Here is a 22,314-nt window from a genome sequence, read left to right as displayed (position 1 = left end):
GTTCTGAGCCTTTCCCACTTTGTTTTTTGAAAATCCTGGTGCCCCTTGTTATCTTTTTTTTCACGTCGTATAATAGTATTTTGTGGGGCAGACTGTTTTCTGCCGTTCAGAACAAAGAAAAATAGGGAGAATTATTTTATATGAAGAAGAAAAAATTAGGCCTGCTGACCCGGCTGCTGATCGGAATCACAGCGGGTATGCTGATCGGCTCTGCCGGAGATATATTTGGCGTCGGGGATACGTTTATCTTTAAAGGCGTAATCCGTCTTTTTGTTACTTTTACTACATTATTCAGTACATTTTTAAATTTTATTATTCCGCTGCTGATCCTTTCTTTTGTGGCCGTAGGACTGGCCGACCTGGGTAAGAAGGCCAACAAGCTGTTTGGGGTAACTCTTCTGCTCGCATACGCATCTACGGTGATCGCAGGGATCAGTGCTTTTTTTGTGGGAAAGGCACTTCTTCCTTCACTGATTCACCGGATCACTGGCAGTGAGATTCAGACCAGATCTTTTGAAGCCATTTTTGCGATCCAGGCTGACCCGGTGTTCGGAGTTATGACGGCTCTGATCCTGGCATTCCTTTTGGGACTTGGAATCGCAAACAGTAAAAATGATACGCTGCTGCTCTGTTTAAAAGATCTTCAGGAGATCATCACCAAGACATTAAACAAGATCATCATACCAATGATCCCATTTTACGTGGCAGGGCTGTTCAGTAAAATAGCAGCCGAAGGGAAGCTGCTTCCGACCATAAAGATGTTTGTTAAACTGTATGTGATGATCCTGATCTTTCAGTGGCTTTACATTGCATTTCAGTTTTTGATATCCACACTGTTTACGAAGGAGAATAAGTTTAAGAATTTAAAAGGCATCGCGCCGGCGTATTTTACGGCACTGGGTACACAGTCTTCTGCATCCACGATCCCGGTAAACCTTGAAAGCAGTAAGGACAGCGGTGTTTCAGAAGATATTGCAGACTTTGTCATCCCGTTATGTGCAACGATCCATCTCTCCGGAGATACGATCTGTCTGGTGATCGGTTCCATGGGCATAATGCTCGCCAACGGACTGACACCGACATTGTCCATGTTCCTGCCGTTCATTTTTATGCTGGGTATTACTATGGTGGCAGCTCCGGGAGTTCCCGGAGGCGGAGTCATGGCGGCTCTGGGCCTCATCAAATCTATGCTTCATTTTACAGATCCGATGAGCCAGCTGATCATTTCTCTTCACTTTTCCCAGGACAGCTTTGGGACGGCCTGCAATATAACGGGAGATCAGGCAATCGCTTATATGGTCGACAGCATCGACAGAAAAAACGGAGAAAAGAAATAGGGGATGGAAAAAAGAGAGGTACTTTTTACCAACAAGGATTTGAAAAAACTAATCATTCCGCTGATCATCGAACAGCTTCTGACGGTGACCGTGGGTCTTGCCGATTCCATTATGATCTCCAGTGTGGGAGAGGCGGCGGTCTCAGGGGTATCTCTGGTGGACAGCATCATGATTCTTCTCATCAACATGTTTTCGGCACTGGCCACCGGGGGAGCCGTGGTGGCAGGCCAGTATCTGGGACAGAAAAAGCATGTGATGGCCTGCAAGACCGCAGATCAGCTGATCTTATTTATCTCAGCTCTGGCTTTGGTGATCATGGCGGGTATTTATGCTATGAGAGGCTTTATCCTTCACGGAGTTTTTGGGGCTATTGAGCCGGCCGTTATGCACAGTGCGGAAGTTTATCTTCTGATCGTGACAGCGTCGATTCCGTTTCTGGCAGTTTACAACGGATGTGCGGCCTTGTTCAGGACTATGGGGAACTCAAAGACAGCCATGCAGATGTCACTCTTTATGAATGCCATTAATATCATAGGCAACGCTGCCCTGATCTACGGTGTGGGAATGGGCGTGGAAGGAGCGGCAATTCCTACGCTGGTATCCCGGGTAATCGCTGCGGCAGTGATTCTTGTGCTTTTGAAAAACAGGAATCAGGCAGTCCATATCAGCAGAAATTTTCATTTCAAATTCAAAGGCTTTTTGGTCAGCAGAATTTTGAAGATCGGCGTCCCCAACGGAGTGGAAAACAGTATGTTTCAGCTTGGAAAGATCCTTGTTTTAAGTCTGGTGGCCGGGTTTGGGACCGCATCTATCACGGCCAATGCGGTTAGCAACATGGTGGCTATGTTTGAGATCATCCCGGGAATGGCCGTAGGGCTTGCAGTGCTGACGGTTGTATCCAGATGTGTAGGTGCCAGCGATTATGAGGCGGCCCGGTATTATACAAAAAAACTGTTAAAGATCGCATACGCTTCCCTGATTGTGTTTAACCTGTTCATTGTTGCCATGCTTCCCGTGATCATCCGGGCATATCATCTGTCGCCGGAGACCGCGGCCATTACGAGGAAGATCCTGCTGTACCACACGCTGTGCTGTGTGACAGTCTGGCCGGTTTCCTTCACTTTGCCCAATACTCTCAGGGCGTCCAATGATGTAAAGTACACGATGGTCACCGCGATTATTTCCATGTGGATCTTCCGGATCTTTTTCAGCTTTGTCCTCGGCAAATGGCTCGGATGGGGAGTGTTTGGAGTCTGGGTGGCAATGACACTGGACTGGGCTGTACGGGCCGTGCTTTTCTTTATCCGGTACATAAGAGGTAAGTGGCAGTACAGGACGATTTAACTTGACAAGGATGAGACAATCGTGTAAATTAATAGATATAAGCTATTGGTTTGATAGACAAAAGTTATTAATTCAGAACGAAAGCATCAATATCAGGAGATTCTCATGTCAGCAAAAGGTAAAATGACAAATACATATGGTTTTTCATTTTATTTCTGGGGTTATTATTTTAATCCCGGCTTTTTGCGCTACAATGAATCATCTCCTGAAACCCGGTAGAAACATCGTCGGTAAAGTTCATTTTTAGGACCTGTATTCTTGTAGTGGGATACAGGTCCTTTTTATTTACCGTATTGCAGCAGTCAAGGCAAATATCCATTTTATTTTCAAGGAGGAAAAATTCAATGATCATTATTTTAAAGAGTGACGCCAGGAAGCAGCAGATAGAGGCATTAAAGGAGGAGATGGTATCCCAGGGTTTTGCCATTCATGAATCCGCAGGAATTAATACACAGCTTTTAGGGCTGATTGGGGATACCTCCAAGGTCGATGTGGACCACGTGATGGCAAATGACATTGTGGAGACCGTGCAGCGGATTCAGGAACCATACAAGAAGGCAAACAGGAAGTTTCACCCGAATGACACGGCTGTAGATATTGGAGGAGTAAAGATAGGCGGGGGAGAGTTTCAGGTGATTGCCGGGCCGTGCTCTATTGAAACGAAAGAGCAGATGACAGAAGTGGCACAGAAGGTAAAGGAAGCAGGAGCAGGTCTTCTGCGCGGAGGAGCATTTAAGCCGAGGACGTCACCTTACGCTTTCCAGGGACTCCACGATGAGGGGCTCAAGCTTTTGCTGGAGTCTAAAAAAGCCACGGGTCTTCCTGTGGTGACAGAGATCATGGATGCCAGCCACCTTTCACTGTTCGAGGACGTGGACCTGATCCAGGTGGGAACAAGAAATATGCAGAACTTTGAACTGCTGAAAGAACTTGGTAAGATTGACAAACCGGTTCTTTTAAAGAGAGGGATGGCCTGCACCATAGACGAATGGCTTATGAGTGCCGAGTATATCATGGCAGGGGGAAACGAGAATGTGATTTTGTGTGAGCGGGGGATCAGAACTTACGAGACTGCGGTGAGAAACACACTGGATCTGTCGGCTATTCCGATGATTAAGAAGAAATCTCATCTGCCGGTCATCGTAGATCCTTCTCACGCCACAGGCATCCGTTTCATGGTAGAGCCTATGGCTCTTGCCGCCATCGCAGCGGGTGCTGACGGCCTGATGGTAGAGGTACACAATAATCCGGCGAAAGCGCTCTGCGACGGACCGCAGTCACTGACACCGGAAGAATTTGACCATATGATGCAGAAGGTGACGAAAACAAGAGACTTCTTTCAAAATTTATAATCTTTTGTTATACTGGTTCCAGACTTATTTGAAAAGAAAAGGAATCAGGACAAAGGAGCAGCAAAATGAAAGTAATCGTCGGACTGGGCAATCCCGGAAGGCAGTATGAACGGACCAGACATAATATCGGCTTTGCAGCCATTGATTATATTGCCGGGAAAAACCAGATAGAAATTTCTTCAAAAAAGCATAAGGCACTCATCGGAAGCGGATACTTAGGAGGGCAGAAAGTACTGCTTGTAAAGCCGCAGACCTTTATGAACTTAAGCGGGGAGAGCCTCCGGGGAGTCATGGACTTTTACAAGCTGGAGCCTTCAGACTTTATCGTAATATTCGATGACATTTCTCTGGATGTGGGGCAGCTCAGGATCAGGAGAAAGGGAAGCGCCGGAGGCCATAACGGGATCAAGAGCATTATCAGCCATCTGGGAAGCATGGATTTTCCGCGGATAAAAATAGGCGTGGGAGAAAAGCCCAAGGGATACGATTTGACAGATTATGTGCTGGGCCATTTCTCCAAAGGTGAGATAGAAATTTATGATGATGTGTTTCCGGATGTGGACGATGCGGTAAAACTTATGGTGATGGATGACATATCCGGGGCAATGAACCAATATAATAAAAAAGCGAGGAAGTAACCGCAGCAGAAAGTAAGGAATGAGACGTGTTAGATCATATTTTTGAGAATGATGCAGTGTTTGAACAGATAAAAACAGGCCTTGAGAACAATCAGGGCCCTGTTTTAGTGTCCGGATGCACGGACGGGGCAAAAGCCCATCTGGTCAGTGCACTGAGAGGAAAAAAGAAGCGCGGCAGCTATAAAGTGATCGTGACAGCAGATGAGAATAAGGCCAAGGAGTGGGTGGAAAACTATCGGTTCTTCGGAGAAGACGCCGTCTACTTTCCTGCCAAAGACCCGCTGTTTTACAGCGCTGACGTCCACGGAAATGCCATCGCAAAAGAGCGGCTCAGGGGGATCGAGAGTATTATCAAGGGACAGGGAGGCGTCTTTGTCCTGTCTGTCGACGCCCTGATGGACCGGGTTGTACCTCTTGCGGAGATCAAGAAAAACCGGGTGATGATCAGCCTGGAGACAGAGGTTTCCGAACAGGATATTACGAAAAAATTTACCGCTATGGGGTATGAGAGGACTCCGTTTGTAGAGGCGGCCGGAGAATTTGCGGTCAGAGGCGGGATCGTCGACATTTATCCGTTTACTTCGGACTGTCCGTACAGAATTGAACTCTGGGGGGAAGAGGTCGATTCGATCCGCAGTTTTGATGCCCAGAGTCAGCGGTCCATTGAAGAAGTAAAGAGTCTGACTGTCTATCCTGCCACGGAGATTGTTTTAAGCGAAGAACGGATCTCACAGGGACTGAAAAAGATCGAGGCCGAATATCAGGATTTGAAAGAGACGTTTCATAAAGCCTTTGAGACGGACAAAGAGGTCAGACTCACGAAGGAATACCAGAGGATCAGAGAAGAACTCTCGGAACTTTCCATGCTCATCGGAGTGGAAGGATATCTGCCGTATTTTTATGACCGGCTGGTGTGTTTTCTCGACTATTTCCCGAAAGATACCGCGGTCTATGTGGATGAGCCGCAGCATGTGGAAGAGAGAGGACGGGGCTTTTTCCTGGAGTTTACGGAGAGCATGAAAAGCCGTCTGGAGGCCGGATATCTGCTGCCTGGACAGATGGACACGGTAGCTTGTTTTGAGGAGGCGCTGAACCGTCTGCTGAAACAGCCGGTGGCCTTTTTATCTTCACTGGCATCTGAAGTGAAGGCAGCGAAGGTGACAGACACGTTTTTCATAGAGACAAAGTCGGTACAGTCCTATAACAACAGCTTTGAACAGCTGATCAAGGATCTGAAAAGATATCAGAAAAAAGAATATCGGATTCTTGTTGTCTCCCCTTCGGTAACCAGGGCAAAGCGCCTGGCCGAGGATATGAGAGACAGCGGGCTGACTGTCACATACGATAAGAAACCTTCAGAAGATATGGTTCCCGGACAGATCGTTATCACGCCGGGCAAATTAAAGAGCGGCATCGAATATCCGGAGACGAAATGGGTGCTGATCTCCGAGAGTGATATCTTCAGCGGAAGGAAAGAAAAACGCAGGAAGAAAGCCGCCTTTAAGGGAAAAGGAGAGAAGATAAAGAACTTCGCGGATATTTCCATCGGCGACTATGTAGTTCATGAAAAGCACGGCGTTGGAATCTACCGGGGTATTGAAAAAATCACCGTAAACAACGTCGAGAAGGATTATATCAGCATCGAGTATAAAGGCGGGGACAATCTATTCATCCTTGCCTCTGCTCTGGACCAGATCGCAAAATATGCCAGCGCCAATGCAAAGAAGCCCCGGCTTAACAAGCTGGGAGGCAATGAGTGGAAGAAGACTACCAAGCGGGTCAAAGGCCAGGTGCGGGAAACCGCCAAAGAGCTGGTGGAGCTGTATGCGGTCCGCCAGGCCAAAGAAGGGTATGTCTATGATAAAGATACAGTTTGGCAGAGAGAGTTTGAGGAAATGTTTCCTTATGAGGAAACGCAGGACCAGCTCAATGCCATAGAGGATGTGAAGCGGGACATGGAGAGCACCAAAATCATGGACCGGCTCATCTGCGGGGATGTGGGATACGGAAAGACGGAAGTTGCCATCCGGGCGGCTTTCAAGGCTGTAACCAACGGAAAACAGGTGGCATATCTGGTGCCCACTACGATCCTTGCCCAGCAGCACTACAATACATTCTGTGAGCGCTTTCAGAATTATCCGATGACTGTCAGGGTGATGTCCAGATTCTGTACTCCCAGGGAACAGAAAGAGACGATGGAAGGCCTGAAAAAAGGAATCGTGGATGTGGTCATCGGGACACACCGGCTTCTTTCCAAAGATGTGAAGTACAAAGACCTGGGACTTTTGATCATCGATGAAGAACAGCGTTTCGGCGTGGGACATAAAGAGAAGATCAAGACAATGAAGAAAGATGTGGACGTGCTTTCTCTCTCCGCAACACCGATTCCCAGGACGCTGCATATGAGTCTGATCGGGATCAGGGATATGAGCATTTTGGAGGAACCTCCCCACGACCGGAGAGCGATCCAGACTTATGTGATGGAGTATAACGAGGAGCTTGTAAAAGAGGCAGTCCACCGGGAAATGACGAGAGGCGGTCAGGTATACTATGTATATAACCGGGTCAACAACATTGCGGAGATCACGAGTGAGCTACAGAAACTCCTGCCAAATGCAAAAGTGGCCTTTGCCCACGGACAGATGCGGGAAAGAGAGCTTGAAAATATTATGATGCAGTTCATGGAAAAGGAGATCGACGTACTCGTCTCCACGACCATCATTGAGACCGGGCTGGATATACCGAACGTGAACACGATGATCATCCATGATGCCAACCAGCTGGGACTTTCCCAGCTATATCAGCTCAGGGGGCGTGTCGGACGCTCCAACAGGAACGCATTTGCATTTTTAATGTACAAAAGGGACACTTTATTAAAAGAGACAGCGGAGAAAAGACTCCAGGCGATCCGGGAATTTACGGACCTGGGATCGGGATACAAGATCGCCATGCGGGATCTGGAGATCCGGGGAGCAGGAAATCTTTTGGGAGAAGAGCAGTCCGGCCATATGGAAGCGGTGGGATATGATCTGTACTGTAAGATGCTCAACGACGCGGTGCTGAGGCTGAAAGGAGAACTTTCAGAGGATACTGATTTTGACACGACACTGGATCTGAACATCGATGCCTTTCTTCCATCTGCCTATATCAGAAACGAAGTGGAGAAGCTGGAGCTTTACAAGCGGATATCTGCCATCGAGACGAAGGATGAGCTGGAAGATATGCAGGATGAGCTCCTGGACCGTTTCGGGGATCTGCCGGCAGCGGTAGTCAATCTGCTCCATATCGCCCTGCTGAAGTCGATGGCTCACCATGCCTATATGACCGATGTAAAACAAAAGGGAGAGAAAGTATCCTTTGAGATGAATCCGGAGGCAAACGTGCAGGTAGAGAAGATCCCGGATGTGCTGAGCGAATTTCCGAAGGAACTCTCCGTCAGTGCCGGGGAGCATCCCGTATTCGTACTGGATCTTTCATCCGCGAAGAAAAGCGCATGGCTATCAAAGATTGAACATTGTGTGAACTCATTGGATGCGTTGATTATCAGATCGTAATGTAGTATAATCCAAAATGGAAATAAATTAAACGGAGGAAACGAAGAATGAAACGTGTAGCGAAGAAGATCGTATGTCTTGCGGCGGTTATGGCTTTGTGCGCGGCCTTATTAGCGGGCTGTAAGAAGCAGGATGACAAGACGCTGTTTGAATATGCAGGAAATGAGGTGACCTATAAGGAAGCCCATGTATATGCCAGAATCATGCAGTACAGCGCAGAGCAGCAGTACGCATCTTATCTGGGAGATAAACTGTGGTCTACCCAGGTCGGCACCGACAAAAAGGGCAAAAAGATCACAATGCAGGATTCTATTAAAGACAATGTCATCAACCAGATCAAGACTGTAAAAGTACTGGCTGACCACGCAGATGACTACAAGGTAAAGCTAACTTCCGATGAGAAGAAACAGCTGGACGAATCCGTCAAATCTTTTACTAAAAATGAACTTGGAAAACGTGTGATGAAGGTGACCGGGGCAGATAAAGATTACATCAAAGAGATCCAGCAGGAAAACCTGATTGCCCAGAAGGTTATGAATGCGATCATCGAAAAGGCAGATGTGAAAGTGACAGACGACGAAGCGAAGACCGTAAAAGTATACAAGCTTGTTTTTACAACGAAGAAAACAGACAGCAAGACCGGCAAAGAAGTAAATATGACTGCAAAAGAAAAGGCAGCTCAGTTAAAGAAAGCCAAAGAAGCATTAAAGGCGATCAAGAAAGGCCAGAGCGTCAAGGCAGTAGCCAAAAAGTATAAAGTCGATACAGACAACGAAGAAAGCTACACAAAGGGAAAAGCAGTTCTCGGAACAAAGTTTGAAGATGCGGCTTCCAAATTAAAGAAGAATCAGGTCAGCGGCGTAGTCGAGACAGACGATGCGTATGTCATCATCAAGATGCTCAACCCGAATGTAAAGAGTGAGCTTGCCACATCCAAGAGTACGCTTCTGCAGGAAAAACAGCAGGAAGCATACCAGAAGGTATATAAAAAGTGGACGAAGGATGCAGACAAGAAGTGGGACGATGACAAGAGCATCGATCAGGAACTGTGGAAAAAGATCACATTTAAGTATAAGGCAACGACCACAGCTACCGAAAAGACGACCACAGAAGCCACAACCACAGCAAAGCAGAAAGCAACGACAGAGAAGAAAAAGTAATACAGCTCTTTGTGAAAGGCAGCCCATGATCCGGCTGCCTTTTTCGTAAAGATTTGAGAAAAGGAGGCAGTGTATGGAATTTCAGATCGGTGATGTAATCAAGATGAAAAAACCTCATCCGTGCGGGAGCAGCGAGTGGGAGATATTGAGGGTCGGCATGGATTTTCGGCTGAAATGTATGGGCTGCGGACGTCAGGTGATGGTGTCCAGGAAGCTCGTGGAGAAGAATTTCAGGGGATTTGTGAAAAAAGCTTGCGGTTAAAAGGAATTTATGGTAACATATCAACTTGTGATATATAAATTTATCCTTGCTCTTGGCAGAAGATCAAGAGCCGAAAAGACCAGAAGGAGGTGCAGATAACATGAGTAAATATGAACTCGCATTAGTCGTGAATGCTAAGATCGAAGACGAAGCAAGAGCGGAAGTAGTGGAAAAAGCAAAAGCTATGATTACAGAAGCAGGAGCTGAAATCACGAATGTCGATGAATGGGGAAAGAAGCGTTTAGCTTACGAGATCCAGAAGATGAAAGAAGGATACTACTACTTCATCCAGTTCGATGCAGAGACAGAAGTTCCGGCTGTTTTAGAAGAAAAACTTCGAATTACAGAAAATGTATTACGTTATTTAGTCGTAAAACAGGATGCCTAACACTTTGGTAGGCAGGAGGAATCCAATATGAATAAAGTGATTTTGATGGGCCGTCTTACCAGAGACCCGGACGTGAGATACTCACAGGGTGAGAGAGCGACGGCAGTTGCAAGATATACTTTAGCTGTAAACAGGAGATTCAAGAGGGATGGCGAACCGGATGCAGACTTTGTCAACTGTGTCGCATTTGGACGTGCCGGCGAATTTGCCGAGAAGTATTTCCGCCAGGGAATCAAGATTGTCATCTCAGGAAGAATCCAGACAGGCAGTTACACCAACAAGGACGGAATCAAGGTCTATACCACCGATGTTATTGTAGAAGAACAGGATTTCTGCGAGAGCAAAGCGGCAACGGACCAGTATAACGGAGGAGGAATGCAGACAGCAAATCCTTCGAAACCGCCGCAGCCGAGCCAGGCCGCAGGAGACGGTTTTATGAACATTCCGGACGGATTGGAAGAGGAACTGCCATTTAGTTAAATTAGGAGGTTTAATCATGGCTTATAATAGAGGTGATTCTCCGAACAGGAGAAGAGGCGGACGCAGAAGAAGAAAAGTATGTGCATTCTGTACAGAAGCCGATGCCGTTATCGATTACAAAGACGTAGCGACATTAAAGAAATATGTTTCTGAGAGAGGCAAGATCCTGCCGAGACGTATCACAGGAACATGTGCAAAGCATCAGAGAGCTGTCACAAGCGCGATCAAAAGAGCAAGACATCTCGCTTTAATGCCTTACACACAGGACTAATAAAAGACAAGCCGCCGTATCCCTATGGATATGGCGGTTTTTTTGACCTTGCCTGCCAGTCATGCTATAATGAAAAATACAATATTTGAATCCGAGGTTTAAGGAGCCGTATCATGAAAAATAAGAATACAAGTATAAGCGTCAGCAAAGATATTGTCTGGCCCGTTCTGGCCGGACTGTTGTTTTTGATGGCAGACATTCTGGTGTTTTCCATTGACGTGAAGTCCGGGATCATCCTGGCCTGTTTTGTACTGATCTTCTTTTTGTTTTCCGTGATCTATTATCCGTATTATAAGAAGAAGATGACACAGGAGACGATGGACTTTCTATTTGAGCAGAGCCGGGTCCAGAACCATTTGATCAAAGAGCTGCCTCTTCCCTATGTGCTGATCGGCGGGGACGGGGATATCATGTGGTATAATCAGGCATTTGAAAAGATTTTGGACGGGAAGAACATTTCCAAGCTTCAGCAGATGTTCCCCGAACTGGACAAGAACCTGCTTCCGTCGGAGATGAATCACGCAGTCTCCCATGTGAAGAGAGAGAGCCGGGAAAAGGATCAGGATAAGACCTGCTTTTACAAAATCGAATTCGTGAGGATCCAGATGGACAGTCTCATTGATGAGGAGACAGAGAGCAAGTCAAAACAGTGGCTCAGAGACCAGTCGATGATTGCCGCCTATATCTTTGACCAGACCATGCTCAAGATGTATATGGAGCAGAACGAAAATCAGCGGATGGTGGTCGGACTGATCTACATTGATAATTATGAGGAACTTCTGGACAACGTGGATGAAGTAAAACAGTCCATGCTTCTGGCGCTGACAGACCAGAAGATCAATAAATTTATTCAGAATATTTCCGGCATTGTGAAAAAGACGGAGAAAGATAAGTATTTGATTATCTTTCAGCAAAAGTATCTGGAGAAAGTCAAGGCAGGGAAGTTTCACATTTTGGAGGAAGTTAAGAGTATAAATCTTGGAAGCAGCGGTAATATGACGCTGAGCATCAGCCTTGGGATCAATGGTCAGAGTTACCAGGAAAACTATGAGGCCGCATGCACGGCTATGGACCTGGCTCTTGGACGGGGCGGCGATCAGGCGGTGATCAAAGACGGCGAGGATATTTCCTATTACGGGGAGAACGCCGCCGTAGTTGAGAAGAATACGAGAGTTAAAGCCAGAGTCAAGGCCCACGCATTGAGAGAACTTCTTGAGTCGAAAGAAAATGTAGTTATTATGAGCCATAAAATACCCGACCCGGATGCCATGGGGGCTGCGGTGGGATTATACCGCCTGGGGCTTTCATTGGGCAGAAAGGCCCACATCGTCATGAACGAGGTGACAATTTCCGTGCGACCGATCATGGAAGAACTGCTGTCGTGTGAGGAATACGACGAGGACATGTTTATCTCCAGCGATACGGCCAGGGAGATCACGGATGACAACACCCTGCTGATCGTTGTGGACGTAAATCACGCAAGCTACACCGAGTGTGAAGATCTGCTGGAACAGACCAATACAATCGTCATCCTGGACCACCACAGAAAGGGAAAAGAGACGATCAAGTATCCGGTTCTCTCTTATATTGAGCCTTACGCTTCTTCCACCTGTGAGCTGGTGGCGGAGGTGCTTCAGTATATCACTACGAAACCAAAACTTCTCCCGGTGGAAGCCAATGCCATGTACTTCGGCATGCTGATCGATACCGATAACTTTGTCAATAAGACAGGGGTACGGACATTCGAGGCGGCGGCGTTTCTGAAGCGGAGCGGGGCAGATTTAAATAAAGTGCGGAAAATGTCCAGGACCAGTATGGATTCTTACAGAATCCGAGCGAAGGCGGTGAGTGATGCTGAGATTATGTATGGTTCCTTTGCCATTGCCACTCTGGTGGGGATTGGCATCGACAGTCCGACGGTGGTCGGGGCCCAGGTGGCCAATGAACTTTTAGACATTGACGGGATCAAGGCATCCTTTGTGCTGACCGGCGTGGAAGAGCGGGTCTATGTCAGTGCCAGATCCATTGACGAGGTGAATGTACAGAAGATTATGGAGCAGTTCGGAGGAGGAGGCCATCTGACCGTGGCTGGTGCCCAGATGGTGGATGTGTCCCTGTATGACGCAAAACAGATCATCAAGGGGACTCTGCAGTTTATGAAAGAGGAAGGAGACATATAAAATGAAAGTGATTTTATTGCAGGATGTAAAAAATGTAGGAAAGAAAGACGATATTGTGGAAGTTAACGACGGATACGCAAGAAATGTGCTCCTGCGCAAGGGACTCGGTGTGGAAGCGAGCAAAAAAGCGGTCAATGATCTGAAGCTTAAAAAGGCCAATGAAGACAGGGTGGCAAAAGAGAAGCTTTTAGAGGCGAAGAAGTTTGCAGAAGAGCTCAGGGAGAAGGAAGTCATCCTGAAGATGAAAGTGGGAGAGGGCGGCAGAACTTTTGGTGCCGTATCCACGAAGGAGATTGCGGAGGCCGCCAAAAAACAGCTGGGTTATGATCTGGATAAAAAGAAGATGCACACAGAGCCGATCAAAACACTCGGGGTACACAATATCGAGGTGAAAGTGCACCCGAAAGTGACTGCCACATTAAAGGTAAAAGTACAAGAGGATAAATAAAGACAATGGATGAGGCATTTATCAAGAAAATACAACCCAACAGCATGGAGGCGGAGCAGTCTGTCATAGGTGCTATGATCATGGACAGGGATGCCATCGCTGATGTTTCCGATATTGTCACCAAAGAGGATTTTTATCAGAAGCAGAACGGGATTCTGTTTGAATCGATGACAGAACTGTACAAGGAGGGGAAACCTGTAGATCTGGTTACTCTCCAGAATAAGCTGAAAGAAAAAGATGTGCCGGAATCCATGAAAAGCCTGGAGTTTATAAGGGATCTTCTGGAGGCGGTTCCCACGTCTGCCAACGCCAAGCAGTATGCCCAGATCGTGAAGGAGAAGTCCACCCTGCGGAAGCTGATCAGGGTGACGGAGGAGATCACGAAGGACTGTTATCTCGGAAAGGAAGAGGTTCCGCAGATCCTGGAAAAGACGGAAAAAGACGTGTTCGGACTTTTGCAGGAAGCCAGCGGCCGTGAGGATTTTGTCTCTATTGACCAGGTTGTGTTAAATACGCTGGAGAGCATAGAGGAGGCAGCGGCATCCGATGGAAGGATCACCGGGGTTGCCACAGGGTTTGATGACCTTGACTTTAAGCTGACCGGCCTTCACCCGTCGGAGCTTATCATGGTGGCTGCAAGACCTGCCATGGGTAAGACTGCATTTGTCTTAAACATCGCCCAGCATGCTGCGGTTAGGAAACAGGTTCCCACAGCGATCTTCAGCCTGGAAATGTCCAAGGAACAGCTGGTGACCCGTATGATCTCCATGGAGGCCATGGTGGACTCTCAGGCGATCCGTACCGGAGAGCTTCAGGAGACTGAGTGGGAGAAGATCATGGAAAGTGCCGGGACCATCGGGCGTTCTCCTCTGATCATCGACGATACCCCGGGTATTACTGTGGCGGAATTAAGGTCCAAATGCCGCCGTTATAAGCAGACCTACGGGCTGGGCCTGATCATCATCGACTATTTGCAGCTGATGTCCGGAGGGAAAAAGTCTGAGTCAAGACAGCAGGAGATCTCCGAGATCTCCCGTTCCCTAAAGGCGCTGGCCAGGGAGATGGATGCACCGGTCATCGCCCTTTCGCAGCTGAGCCGTATGGTGGAGCAGAGGAAACCGCCGAAGCCTGTCCTTTCCGACTTGAGGGAATCCGGTTCCATCGAGCAGGATGCCGATGTCGTTATGTTTATCTACAGGGATGACTATTACAACGAAGACTCTGAAAAGAAGGGTCTTGCGGAGATCATCGTGGCAAAACAGAGAAATGGTTCCACAGGAAGTGTGGAACTTGTCTGGTTAGGACAGTATACGAAGTTTGGAAATAAAGAGAGAGTCAGGATGTAGCCTGCAGATTATGATAGAAACCGTCGTCTTTTAGAGGGCGGTTTTTCTTGTCCCGCAAAGAGCCCCCACCTTATAATAAATAAGAAGAAAGGAAGGGACTTATGAAGGAAAAAAGACGAATGATTTCTGAAGCAGCCAAAGAATTGGGGTTAGAAACCTATACTTTAAGGGCCTGGGAGGAAGAGCTGAAGCTTAACATTCCGCGGAATGACAAGGGCTACCGTTACTATGGGGAAAAAGAATTACATACATTTATGAAGATCCGTGATATGAGGGATGAGGGCATGAGCATGGATGAAATCAAGGAGGCTCTGCCAAAGAATGTCATTCCCTTTCCCGCAGGCGGGAGCAGTGTGGGTCCGCAGGATAAAATGGAACAGTTCCAAAATGTTATGGTTAAGATTATGGGACGGGCCTTAAACGAACAGAAAAATCAGCTGAGCCGGGAAATCGGCGATCAGGTTACCAGACAGGTGGCAAAGGAAATGGATTATCAGTTCCGTCAGAAGGAGGAATCGGAAGAAAAGAGATTCCAGAAGCTGGACGAGCTGATCCGTCTGCAGCAGCAGAGCAGAGAAGAGATTGCAGCTACAAAAGAGAGAGGATTCTTTTTTAAGAAGAAAAAAAGAAACCGCGATTAATAAAATTTTCTTAAACAAAAAAGAGATGCCGTTCGGCATCTCTTTTTATGTATCGATTATTCCTGGCTGATAGCGCCGGTTGGACATCCGTCTGCGCAAGCTCCGCAGTCTAAGCATGTATCTGCATCGATTACGTACTGTCCGTCCCCTTCGCTGATAGCTCCTGCCGGGCAAGTACCTTCACAAGCTCCGCAAGAGATACAAGCGTCTGAAATTACATATGCCATATCTATATTCCTCCTTTAAAAAGTTGTGTATGAAATGGCGGGTGACCCGCCTTCCAGGTACTTTTCATTTTAATATACTTAATATACAATATCAAGGGAATTCCGGTGAATTATTGTATTTTTAATTATAATGTATTATACTAAATAAGATTCTTCTTCAGGGATTTATGAAGAAGAACGGCGACTGTTAAGAATGGAGGTATTATAAATGAATACAATCACAAAGGACATGGTGATCGGTGACCTGCTTGCCATCGATGAAAACTTCGCGGCTATTTTAATGGCATCCGGCATGCACTGTGTGGGCTGCCCGTCTTCACAGGGAGAGACACTGGAAGAAGCTGCTTTTGTGCACGGAATGAATGTAAATGAACTTCTCGGCAGACTGAATGAATATATGGAGACAAAACAGGCCTGACACCCTGTCACCGTAAGATTTAGAGGACAACCCTCAGATGAGATTCTGGGGATTGTCTTCTTTTTTTGCACGGATTTATATTGTTCAGTGCGTTGCGCAATCGGATTGCGCATGCTTGTGATGAGCAATTCAATGAGCAACTTTGGGACCCAATTCAGATTGTTTTAGTGGGTATTACAGGGTTACAATTTAAGAGTACTAAGAACGAAATGAAAATAAAAAGAAAAGGAGTGATAATGTTTGAAACGCGACATGATTTACAAAGACCTGATCCAGCTGGATATGGAAGCGGCAGACACCGATGACTTTTTTGACAAGATGGCCGCAAAACTTGAAGAACTTGGTTTTGTAAAGAGCTCATTCGTGGATGCGATCAAGACAAGGGAGAAAAACTTCCCGACGGCATTGGCAGTAGAGCCGTATCCGGTGGCGATCCCTCATGCAGATCCGGAACACATCTTAAAGCCATTCATTGCGCCGGTCAGATTAAAAGAACCGGTCAAGTGGTGTGAAATGGCAGCAAACGATGTGGAACATGATGTGAAGTTTGTCTTTATGCTTGGTTTTAAGCGTTCTGATGAGCATGTGGAACTGCTTCAGATCCTTGTGGCAAACTTCCAGGATGAGTCCCTGATGAAACGCCTTATGGATGCAAAAACCGAAGAAGAGTATATGGAAGCAATTCTTTCCATGAAAGGACTCTAAACACTGAATGAAAGTAAATGAAATTAAGGGTTTATCTCAAGAAAGGAAATAAAAATTATGAAAAAGATCATTGTAGCATGCGGAAGCGGAGTAGCAACATCTCAGACAGTAGCAAGCAAGGTGAACCGTTTATTAAAAGAAAATAAGGTAGACGCTCAGGTGGAAGCGGTAGATTTAAAATCCGTAGACCGCTATATGGATTCCAGCGTGGCATATATCGCGATCACTAAGATTGACAAGGAGTATCCGATCCCGGTGATCAACGGAATCGCATTCTTAACCGGAGTAGGCCAGGATGCAGAACTGAAAAAGCTGATCGAGGCATGTAAATAAGAGGAGAAAAACTACAAAAGACACATCATAAGAGGATGAAAGGAGAGATTGTATGCAAGTATTGAGTTCAGTTGTCAATTATCTGTTAAGTTTGGGGGCCGCGATTTTTGTACCGATCATTATCATCATCGCGGGACTGATCGTTCGGATGAAAGTAAAAGATGCGGTTTCCGCAGGTATCACACTCGGTGTTGCGTTTACTGGAATGACCATGCTCATTTCCTTTATGACAGACACCATTAGCCCGGCAGCACAGGCTATGTTAAAGTCAACGGGTATTTCACTGCCGATCGTTGATGGAGGATGGACCACGATGTCAACTATCTCATGGTCCTGGCCGTACGCATTCTTAATGTTCCCGCTGCTGATTATCGTCAATGTCATTATGCTGGTAATCAATAAGACCAATACATTCAACGCCGATCTTTGGAACGTATGGGGAAAGATCTTTACGGCGGTTGCCGTTGTAGCAATTACAAAACCGCATTTCGGAGCGGCAGGTTCCGTTGCATGCGCATTTGTGGTAGCAGCAGTTCAGATCATATTTGAGCTGAAAGCCGCAGATATGCATCAGCACAGGATCGAAAAGCTTTCCGGTATCCCGGGAGTTACCTGTACTCACAAGATGACCTTTTTAGGCGCTGTGATGTATCCGATCGACTGTATTTTAAAGAAAGTACCTGCACTGAACAAACAGTTTGACGCTGCCGCATTGAAAGAAAAAGTCGGTATTTTTGCTGAGAACCATATCCTTGGATTTATTCTCGGTATCATCTTTGGTGTTCTCGCAAGATACAGCGTGGCAGACACTTTGACACTGGCCATCAAAGCCGCAACTGCGCTGACCCTGTTCCCGGTTATCACAAAATACTTCATGCAGGCCCTGGCTCCCATTTCAGAGGCAGTCAGTGACTTCATGAACAAGAAATTCTCAGGAAGAACTCTTGTAGTAGGCCTTGACTGGCCATTCCTGGGAGGGTCCAATGAGATCTGGCTGGCAGTCATTTATTCTGTGCCGATCACACTGTTGTTCTCTATGTTCCTTCCGGGCAACGAAATCCTTCCGTTTGCGGGAATCATCAACATCGCCCTTGCTGTGCCGGCATTCCTTGTAACAGGAGGAAACCTGATCCGTATGATTATTCTGTGTACTATTTTCGCACCGGTCTTCTTATGGGTTGGTACTGCATTCGCGCCGTTTATGACAGATCTTGCACGTACTACCGGAGCCGTATCTCTGAAAGCGGGAGAAATGATCTCCAACAGTTCCATCGACGGACCGATCCAGACCTATGCCTTCTCACATGTGTTTAAAATACTGGACGGAGATTTTATTCCGCTGGTAATCCTGATCGTTTGGGTCGTATGCTTCGTAATGTATTACAGAAGCCTTGTCAAAGAGGCAAAACAGGAAACAAACAACTAATTTGAAGGACATAGAAGAGGAGATAGAAATATGCAGAGGTTTGTGAATGATCCGGATTACGTCGTAGAAGATATGCTGAAGGGGTTTTTAAAGGCTCACGGGGATCTTATCGTCAAGTCTGAGGCCAACGACCGTGTCGTAAAATACATAAATACGCCGGTAGAAGGGAAAGTCGGTCTGGTGACAGGCGGCGGAAGCGGACATGAACCTGCTTTTCTTGGCTATGTCGGAAAGAATATGGTGGATGCTGTGGCAGTCGGCGAAGTTTTTTCTTCGCCGTCAGCCCAGGCATTCTACGATGCATTTATGGAAGCAGATGCAGGGAAAGGTGTCGCCTGCCTGTTTGGCAACTATGCCGGAGATAACATGAATGTAAAAATGGCTGTCCGAAAAGCGAAAAAAGCCGGTGTCACTGTAAAGTATGTAACCGCAAACGATGATGTGGCTTCATCTCCGAAAGAAACGAAGGAAAAACGCCATGGGATCGCAGGCGGCGTTTTTATGTGGAAGATCGGGGGAGCCAGGGCAGCAAAAGGCGGAGACCTGGATGAGGTCATTGCATCTGCCCAAAAAGCAGTGGACAATACAAGAAGTATCTGTGTAGGATTAAGTCCATGTGCCATACCCGCAGTTGGTCATCCTAATTTCCATATTGAAGAAGGAAGCATGGAGGTGGGGATCGGACACCACGGGGAGCCGGGCATCAATGTGCAGGACCTGGAGCCTGCCGCAAAGATTGCGCAGAACATGGCTGAGACAGTAGTAAACGACTTGGAACTCGGAGAAGGGGAAGAGGCGGCGGTGCTGCTTTCCGGTCTCGGGGCGACACCGGTCATGGAACTGTATGTACTGTACGATGAAATTGAAAGATACCTGAGAGAAAAGGGAATTTCCGTTTATAAGACTTTTGTCGGGGACTATGTGACTTCCCTTGATATGAACGGAGCTGCGCTGACGGTTATGCGCCTGGATGAGGAATTAAAGGAACTGCTGGATTACGAGGCAAAATCACCGGGTATTGAGGTTACCAGATAGCAGCAGAACGATGAAAGAGGGATTCTAGTGTATTTAGACGAAAGAGGCTATTTAGTATTAAAAACAATTGTAAATAATCCGTCTATAACTGGAAAGGAAGTGGAGCAGTCATTAGATTTGTCCAGGAAGCAGGTCAGCTATACGATGGATAAGATCAACCAGTACCTGGCGGATAACGGACTGCCCAAGATAGAAAGACTGCGCACCGGGAAATTTGTGATACCGGTTCCTGTGCTGGAACAGTACCAGACCGAGGATATCGGGATCAAAGACAGTACCTATGTGTACTCTGATAAAGAACGGGGAGCTTTGATCTTCCTGATCCTTCTGTGCGCAAGGGAAGAGTTATCAATTTACCATTTTACATCAAAGCTGGATATCAGCAAGAATACATTCTTGATCGACGTAAAGAAACTGGAGGAAAGGCTGGCGCCGTACGGCCTTGGAATCCATTACAGCAGGCAGGACGGATACCATCTGGCGGGAAGTGAATTCTGCAAACGGGAGGCCATGATCCCGATTGTTCGGCAGATTTTAAATATGCCGAACGGGCAGGAAGCCATTCTGGAGATTTCCCAGGTCGATCCGGAACTCATGGAGCAGGTGCGGGGGCAGATCAGTGAGATTGAGAATAAGTTAAAGATCCGTTTTACCGATGAAAGGCTGAGGGAACTTCCTTATATTCTCTGTCTGGTGCTGATCCGCATCAAGAAAGGGAGAATCCTGGAAGATCTTCCTGAATCCTTTCAGCATATTGCCGGGACAAAAGAGTATTCTGTCATGGTGGAATTTGCAAAAGAGCACGATGTGGCATGGCAGACAGAAAAGATTTTTTTTGCAGCGCAGATTCAGATTTCCAACTATCACAGGTTCCAGTCGGATAATCTGAGAAGTGAAGTGGAGATCATGGAGGCGGCCAGGCAGGTCATCGACAATTTTGAAAAGATTATATGCGTCAACATCAAGGAGCGGGATATCCTTCTGGAAGCTCTGTTTCAGCATGTGAAGCCGGCGTTTTACAGGGTCAAATACCACTATCATATCGAGCAGAGTATTGTAGACATGGTACTCCCCAGATACAGTTCCCTGCACGCCATGGTAAAGCGATCCATGAAACCTCTGGAGGAACTGGCTGGAAGTGAATTTCCTGATGAAGAGCTGGTTTATATTACAGCACTCTTCGGGGCATGGCTTCAGAGAGAAGGAATCCTGGACATAGAAAATCAGAAAAAAAGAGCTGTAATTGTCTGTGCCAATGGGGTGTCGGTTTCCAACTTCTTATTTTTTACACTGCGGGAGCTGTTTCCGGAGATCGAGTTCCTCACATGCCTTTCTATGAGAGATTTTACCGAATACAAAGAAGAATTTGAATTAGTCTTTACTATGGTCCGTCTGGAGACGGATAAACTTCAGTTTCTTGTAAAACCATTTCTCGATGAAGCTTCCAAGCATAAGTTCAGAGAAAAGGTATTGAGTGAGATTAATGGTATTATGCCTCACGAAGTCGATGTGACAGAAATTGTAAGGGCTGTGGAACAGCACGCAGTCATTAAGGACCGGGACGCGCTGGTCAGAGAGATCAACAGAGTTTTAAACCCTGTAAATGTTCAGGGAACTGCAGAAAGAACGGCGGAGATGAAAGAACAGCCTATGCTGGCAGATGTACTTACAAAGGAAACGGTCCAAATATCAGAGGAGCCCATGGAATGGGAAGATGCCGTAAGGGCAGCATCGGCGCCGCTGCTTGCACGGGGAGATATCGAACAGCGCTATGTGGAGCGGATGGTCCAGATCATCCGGGAAGACAAGCCATATATTATGATCGCAGACGGAGTCATCATCGCCCATGCGGGAGTGGAGGACGGAGCCGGACGGATCTGTATTTCATTGTTAAAGCTTCCGGAAAGAATTGACATCAACGGGTATTTAAACGCGGACATTGTCATAGTTCTTGGGACTCCGGATGCCACCAATCATTTAGGAGTATTATTTCAGCTGAATGAGATCCTGGAGGACCCTTCTGCATTGAAGAAGCTGAAGCAGGCAAAACAGCCGGAAGAGATCCTTACCATTGTTCAAAAAGAAAAGGAGAAATCATTATGTTAGAATCATTAAAAAAGGATGTAGTCCAGATTGCAAAAAGAGCACAGAAGGACGGATTATGCAAACATTTGTCCGGAAACTTCAGTGCCAGGGATAAAGAAACAGGCTATGTAGTCATTACACCGACTCAGGTGGACAGAGAGCTTTTAACGGCAAGAGATATGGTTGTCTTAGACTTGGATGCCAATGTCGTTGAGAATCTTTCCGGACTGCGTCCTACCAGCGAGTCCCTGATGCACTTACAGATCTATAAGACAAGACCGGATGTCAATGCGATAGCACATACACACTCAATGTATGCCACCACATTTGCAGTGCTGAAAAAACCGATTCCGGCTGTTGTATACGAAGTTGCAAACTTAGGAGTGAGCAAGTCAAGAATTCCGGTAGCTCCATACGGACGCCCGGGTTCCACGGACCTGTCTGACAGTGTTATTGAACCGGTTCAGGAAGCAGACTGTTTCCTTCTGCAGGGACACGGCGCTGTTGCAGTAGACGGCAGAGAAATTTACGATGCTTACCTGAAAGCTTCTTACATCGAAGAACTGGCTCAGTTATACTTCAACTGCCTTGCTGCCAATGGAGGACAGGAGCCGGATTACTTCCCGCCGGAGGAATTACAGAGCTGGGAATATCCTTCACAGATTAAATTCCCAAATAAATAAG

22 protein-coding genes are annotated in these 22,314 nt (G+C 46.7%); 21 read left to right on the top strand and 1 reads right to left on the bottom strand.

What is annotated here, in order from left to right:
* Nucleotides 1-140 precede the first annotated feature (140 nt).
* The 14 genes from DWV34_RS01490 to DWV34_RS01425 all read left to right on the top strand — a co-directional run bounded on the left by DWV34_RS01490 (nt 141) and on the right by DWV34_RS01425 (nt 15,401).
* Nucleotides 141-1,337, top strand: a complete 1,197-nt coding sequence (locus DWV34_RS01490) for a dicarboxylate/amino acid:cation symporter (protein WP_006567643.1) — start codon at nt 141-143, stop codon at nt 1,335-1,337.
* A gap of 3 nt (nt 1,338-1,340) precedes the next feature.
* Complete coding sequence (locus DWV34_RS01485; protein ID WP_118475096.1) at nt 1,341-2,681, top strand: MATE family efflux transporter; 1,341 nt, start codon at nt 1,341-1,343, stop codon at nt 2,679-2,681.
* Nucleotides 2,682-3,025: 344 nt separating this feature from the next.
* Nucleotides 3,026-4,033 carry a 3-deoxy-7-phosphoheptulonate synthase gene (gene aroF / locus DWV34_RS01480; protein ID WP_118475094.1) on the top strand — a complete coding sequence of 336 codons (1,008 nt, stop codon included), beginning with the start codon at nt 3,026-3,028 and terminating at the stop codon, nt 4,031-4,033.
* Nucleotides 4,034-4,098: 65 nt separating this feature from the next.
* The gene (gene pth / locus DWV34_RS01475) at nt 4,099-4,671 is read left to right on the top strand and encodes an aminoacyl-tRNA hydrolase (protein ID WP_118475092.1); all 573 of its coding nucleotides are present in this window, start codon (nt 4,099-4,101) and stop codon (nt 4,669-4,671) included.
* Between the two features lie 26 nt (nt 4,672-4,697).
* A complete protein-coding gene (gene mfd, locus DWV34_RS01470) occupies nt 4,698-8,225 on the top strand; it encodes a transcription-repair coupling factor (protein WP_006567638.1) in 3,528 nt (1,175 codons plus the stop codon).
* Between the two features lie 47 nt (nt 8,226-8,272).
* Nucleotides 8,273-9,385: a peptidylprolyl isomerase gene (locus DWV34_RS01465; RefSeq protein ID WP_006567637.1), complete on the top strand. Its 1,113-nt coding sequence runs from the start codon at nt 8,273-8,275 to the stop codon at nt 9,383-9,385.
* Between the two features lie 73 nt (nt 9,386-9,458).
* Nucleotides 9,459-9,647 carry a DUF951 domain-containing protein gene (locus tag DWV34_RS01460; RefSeq protein WP_006567636.1) on the top strand — a complete coding sequence of 63 codons (189 nt, stop codon included), beginning with the start codon at nt 9,459-9,461 and terminating at the stop codon, nt 9,645-9,647.
* 100 nt (nt 9,648-9,747) lie between these two features.
* Nucleotides 9,748-10,035 carry a 30S ribosomal protein S6 gene (gene rpsF, locus DWV34_RS01455; RefSeq protein WP_022261262.1) on the top strand — a complete coding sequence of 96 codons (288 nt, stop codon included), beginning with the start codon at nt 9,748-9,750 and terminating at the stop codon, nt 10,033-10,035.
* 27 nt (nt 10,036-10,062) lie between these two features.
* A complete protein-coding gene (locus DWV34_RS01450; protein ID WP_009289372.1) occupies nt 10,063-10,515 on the top strand; it encodes a single-stranded DNA-binding protein in 453 nt (150 codons plus the stop codon).
* 16 nt (nt 10,516-10,531) lie between these two features.
* Nucleotides 10,532-10,786, top strand: coding sequence for a 30S ribosomal protein S18 (gene rpsR / locus DWV34_RS01445; RefSeq protein ID WP_006567633.1), 255 nt, complete (start codon nt 10,532-10,534; stop codon nt 10,784-10,786).
* Between the two features lie 113 nt (nt 10,787-10,899).
* Nucleotides 10,900-12,966 (top strand): DHH family phosphoesterase, encoded by a 2,067-nt coding sequence (locus tag DWV34_RS01440; RefSeq protein WP_009289371.1) that lies wholly within the window; start codon nt 10,900-10,902, stop codon nt 12,964-12,966.
* A 1-nt stretch (nt 12,967) separates the two neighbouring features.
* A complete protein-coding gene (gene rplI / locus DWV34_RS01435; protein WP_009289370.1) occupies nt 12,968-13,414 on the top strand; it encodes a 50S ribosomal protein L9 in 447 nt (148 codons plus the stop codon).
* A 5-nt stretch (nt 13,415-13,419) separates the two neighbouring features.
* Entirely contained in the window at nt 13,420-14,760 is a 1,341-nt protein-coding gene (gene dnaB / locus DWV34_RS01430; RefSeq protein WP_006567630.1) for a replicative DNA helicase, read from the top strand.
* A gap of 101 nt (nt 14,761-14,861) precedes the next feature.
* Nucleotides 14,862-15,401: a MerR family transcriptional regulator gene (locus tag DWV34_RS01425; RefSeq protein ID WP_006567629.1), complete on the top strand. Its 540-nt coding sequence runs from the start codon at nt 14,862-14,864 to the stop codon at nt 15,399-15,401.
* Between the two features lie 56 nt (nt 15,402-15,457).
* Here DWV34_RS01425 and DWV34_RS01420 read toward each other — a convergent pair whose 3' ends face one another.
* Nucleotides 15,458-15,628, bottom strand: a complete 171-nt coding sequence (locus tag DWV34_RS01420; protein ID WP_006567628.1) for a DUF362 domain-containing protein — start codon at nt 15,626-15,628, stop codon at nt 15,458-15,460.
* A gap of 208 nt (nt 15,629-15,836) precedes the next feature.
* Here DWV34_RS01420 and DWV34_RS01415 point away from each other — a divergent pair, with 208 nt between their 5' ends.
* The 7 genes from DWV34_RS01415 (at nt 15,837) to DWV34_RS01385 (ending at nt 22,313) form a co-directional block, all read left to right on the top strand.
* Nucleotides 15,837-16,046 carry a DUF1858 domain-containing protein gene (locus DWV34_RS01415; RefSeq protein WP_006567627.1) on the top strand — a complete coding sequence of 70 codons (210 nt, stop codon included), beginning with the start codon at nt 15,837-15,839 and terminating at the stop codon, nt 16,044-16,046.
* A gap of 240 nt (nt 16,047-16,286) precedes the next feature.
* Nucleotides 16,287-16,751: a PTS sugar transporter subunit IIA gene (locus DWV34_RS01410; protein WP_009289369.1), complete on the top strand. Its 465-nt coding sequence runs from the start codon at nt 16,287-16,289 to the stop codon at nt 16,749-16,751.
* Between the two features lie 57 nt (nt 16,752-16,808).
* Nucleotides 16,809-17,084: a PTS sugar transporter subunit IIB gene (locus DWV34_RS01405; RefSeq protein ID WP_006567625.1), complete on the top strand. Its 276-nt coding sequence runs from the start codon at nt 16,809-16,811 to the stop codon at nt 17,082-17,084.
* Between the two features lie 52 nt (nt 17,085-17,136).
* On the top strand, nt 17,137-18,510 hold the full coding sequence (locus DWV34_RS01400; RefSeq protein ID WP_009289368.1) for a PTS galactitol transporter subunit IIC: 1,374 nt from the start codon (nt 17,137-17,139) through the stop codon (nt 18,508-18,510).
* A gap of 30 nt (nt 18,511-18,540) precedes the next feature.
* Complete coding sequence (locus tag DWV34_RS01395; RefSeq protein ID WP_009289367.1) at nt 18,541-19,545, top strand: dihydroxyacetone kinase subunit DhaK; 1,005 nt, start codon at nt 18,541-18,543, stop codon at nt 19,543-19,545.
* Between the two features lie 27 nt (nt 19,546-19,572).
* Nucleotides 19,573-21,651 carry a BglG family transcription antiterminator gene (locus tag DWV34_RS01390; protein ID WP_009289366.1) on the top strand — a complete coding sequence of 693 codons (2,079 nt, stop codon included), beginning with the start codon at nt 19,573-19,575 and terminating at the stop codon, nt 21,649-21,651.
* Complete coding sequence (locus DWV34_RS01385; protein ID WP_009289365.1) at nt 21,645-22,313, top strand: class II aldolase/adducin family protein; 669 nt, start codon at nt 21,645-21,647, stop codon at nt 22,311-22,313. The genes DWV34_RS01390 and DWV34_RS01385 overlap by 7 nt, the downstream gene beginning before the upstream one ends.
* The last annotated feature ends 1 nt before the right edge of the window (nt 22,314 follow it).

The sequence above is a fragment of the Anaerostipes sp. AF04-45 genome (assembly GCF_003461725.1).
Classification (GTDB): domain Bacteria; phylum Bacillota; class Clostridia; order Lachnospirales; family Lachnospiraceae; genus Anaerostipes; species Anaerostipes caccae.
Note: the sequence above shows the minus strand (reverse complement) of the source record. Positions and strands in the feature narration are given on the sequence as shown.

Excerpts from the sequence above, each read along its gene's own strand:
- DWV34_RS01490 (WP_006567643.1), top strand. The coding sequence starts at position 141 with ATGAAGAAGAAAAAATTAGGCCTGCTGACCCGGCTGCTGATCGGAATC.
- DWV34_RS01485 (WP_118475096.1), top strand. The coding sequence starts at position 1,341 with ATGGAAAAAAGAGAGGTACTTTTTACCAACAAGGATTTGAAAAAACTA.
- aroF (WP_118475094.1), top strand. The coding sequence starts at position 3,026 with ATGATCATTATTTTAAAGAGTGACGCCAGGAAGCAGCAGATAGAGGCA.
- pth (WP_118475092.1), top strand. The coding sequence starts at position 4,099 with ATGAAAGTAATCGTCGGACTGGGCAATCCCGGAAGGCAGTATGAACGG.
- DWV34_RS01465 (WP_006567637.1), top strand. The coding sequence starts at position 8,273 with ATGAAACGTGTAGCGAAGAAGATCGTATGTCTTGCGGCGGTTATGGCT.
- DWV34_RS01460 (WP_006567636.1), top strand. The coding sequence starts at position 9,459 with ATGGAATTTCAGATCGGTGATGTAATCAAGATGAAAAAACCTCATCCG.
- rpsF (WP_022261262.1), top strand. The coding sequence starts at position 9,748 with ATGAGTAAATATGAACTCGCATTAGTCGTGAATGCTAAGATCGAAGAC.
- DWV34_RS01450 (WP_009289372.1), top strand. The coding sequence starts at position 10,063 with ATGAATAAAGTGATTTTGATGGGCCGTCTTACCAGAGACCCGGACGTG.
- rpsR (WP_006567633.1), top strand. The coding sequence starts at position 10,532 with ATGGCTTATAATAGAGGTGATTCTCCGAACAGGAGAAGAGGCGGACGC.
- DWV34_RS01440 (WP_009289371.1), top strand. The coding sequence starts at position 10,900 with ATGAAAAATAAGAATACAAGTATAAGCGTCAGCAAAGATATTGTCTGG.
- rplI (WP_009289370.1), top strand. The coding sequence starts at position 12,968 with ATGAAAGTGATTTTATTGCAGGATGTAAAAAATGTAGGAAAGAAAGAC.
- dnaB (WP_006567630.1), top strand. The coding sequence starts at position 13,420 with ATGGATGAGGCATTTATCAAGAAAATACAACCCAACAGCATGGAGGCG.
- DWV34_RS01425 (WP_006567629.1), top strand. The coding sequence starts at position 14,862 with ATGAAGGAAAAAAGACGAATGATTTCTGAAGCAGCCAAAGAATTGGGG.
- DWV34_RS01420 (WP_006567628.1), bottom strand. The coding sequence starts at position 15,628 with ATGGCATATGTAATTTCAGACGCTTGTATCTCTTGCGGAGCTTGTGAA.
- DWV34_RS01415 (WP_006567627.1), top strand. The coding sequence starts at position 15,837 with ATGAATACAATCACAAAGGACATGGTGATCGGTGACCTGCTTGCCATC.
- DWV34_RS01405 (WP_006567625.1), top strand. The coding sequence starts at position 16,809 with ATGAAAAAGATCATTGTAGCATGCGGAAGCGGAGTAGCAACATCTCAG.
- DWV34_RS01400 (WP_009289368.1), top strand. The coding sequence starts at position 17,137 with ATGCAAGTATTGAGTTCAGTTGTCAATTATCTGTTAAGTTTGGGGGCC.
- DWV34_RS01395 (WP_009289367.1), top strand. The coding sequence starts at position 18,541 with ATGCAGAGGTTTGTGAATGATCCGGATTACGTCGTAGAAGATATGCTG.
- DWV34_RS01385 (WP_009289365.1), top strand. The coding sequence starts at position 21,645 with ATGTTAGAATCATTAAAAAAGGATGTAGTCCAGATTGCAAAAAGAGCA.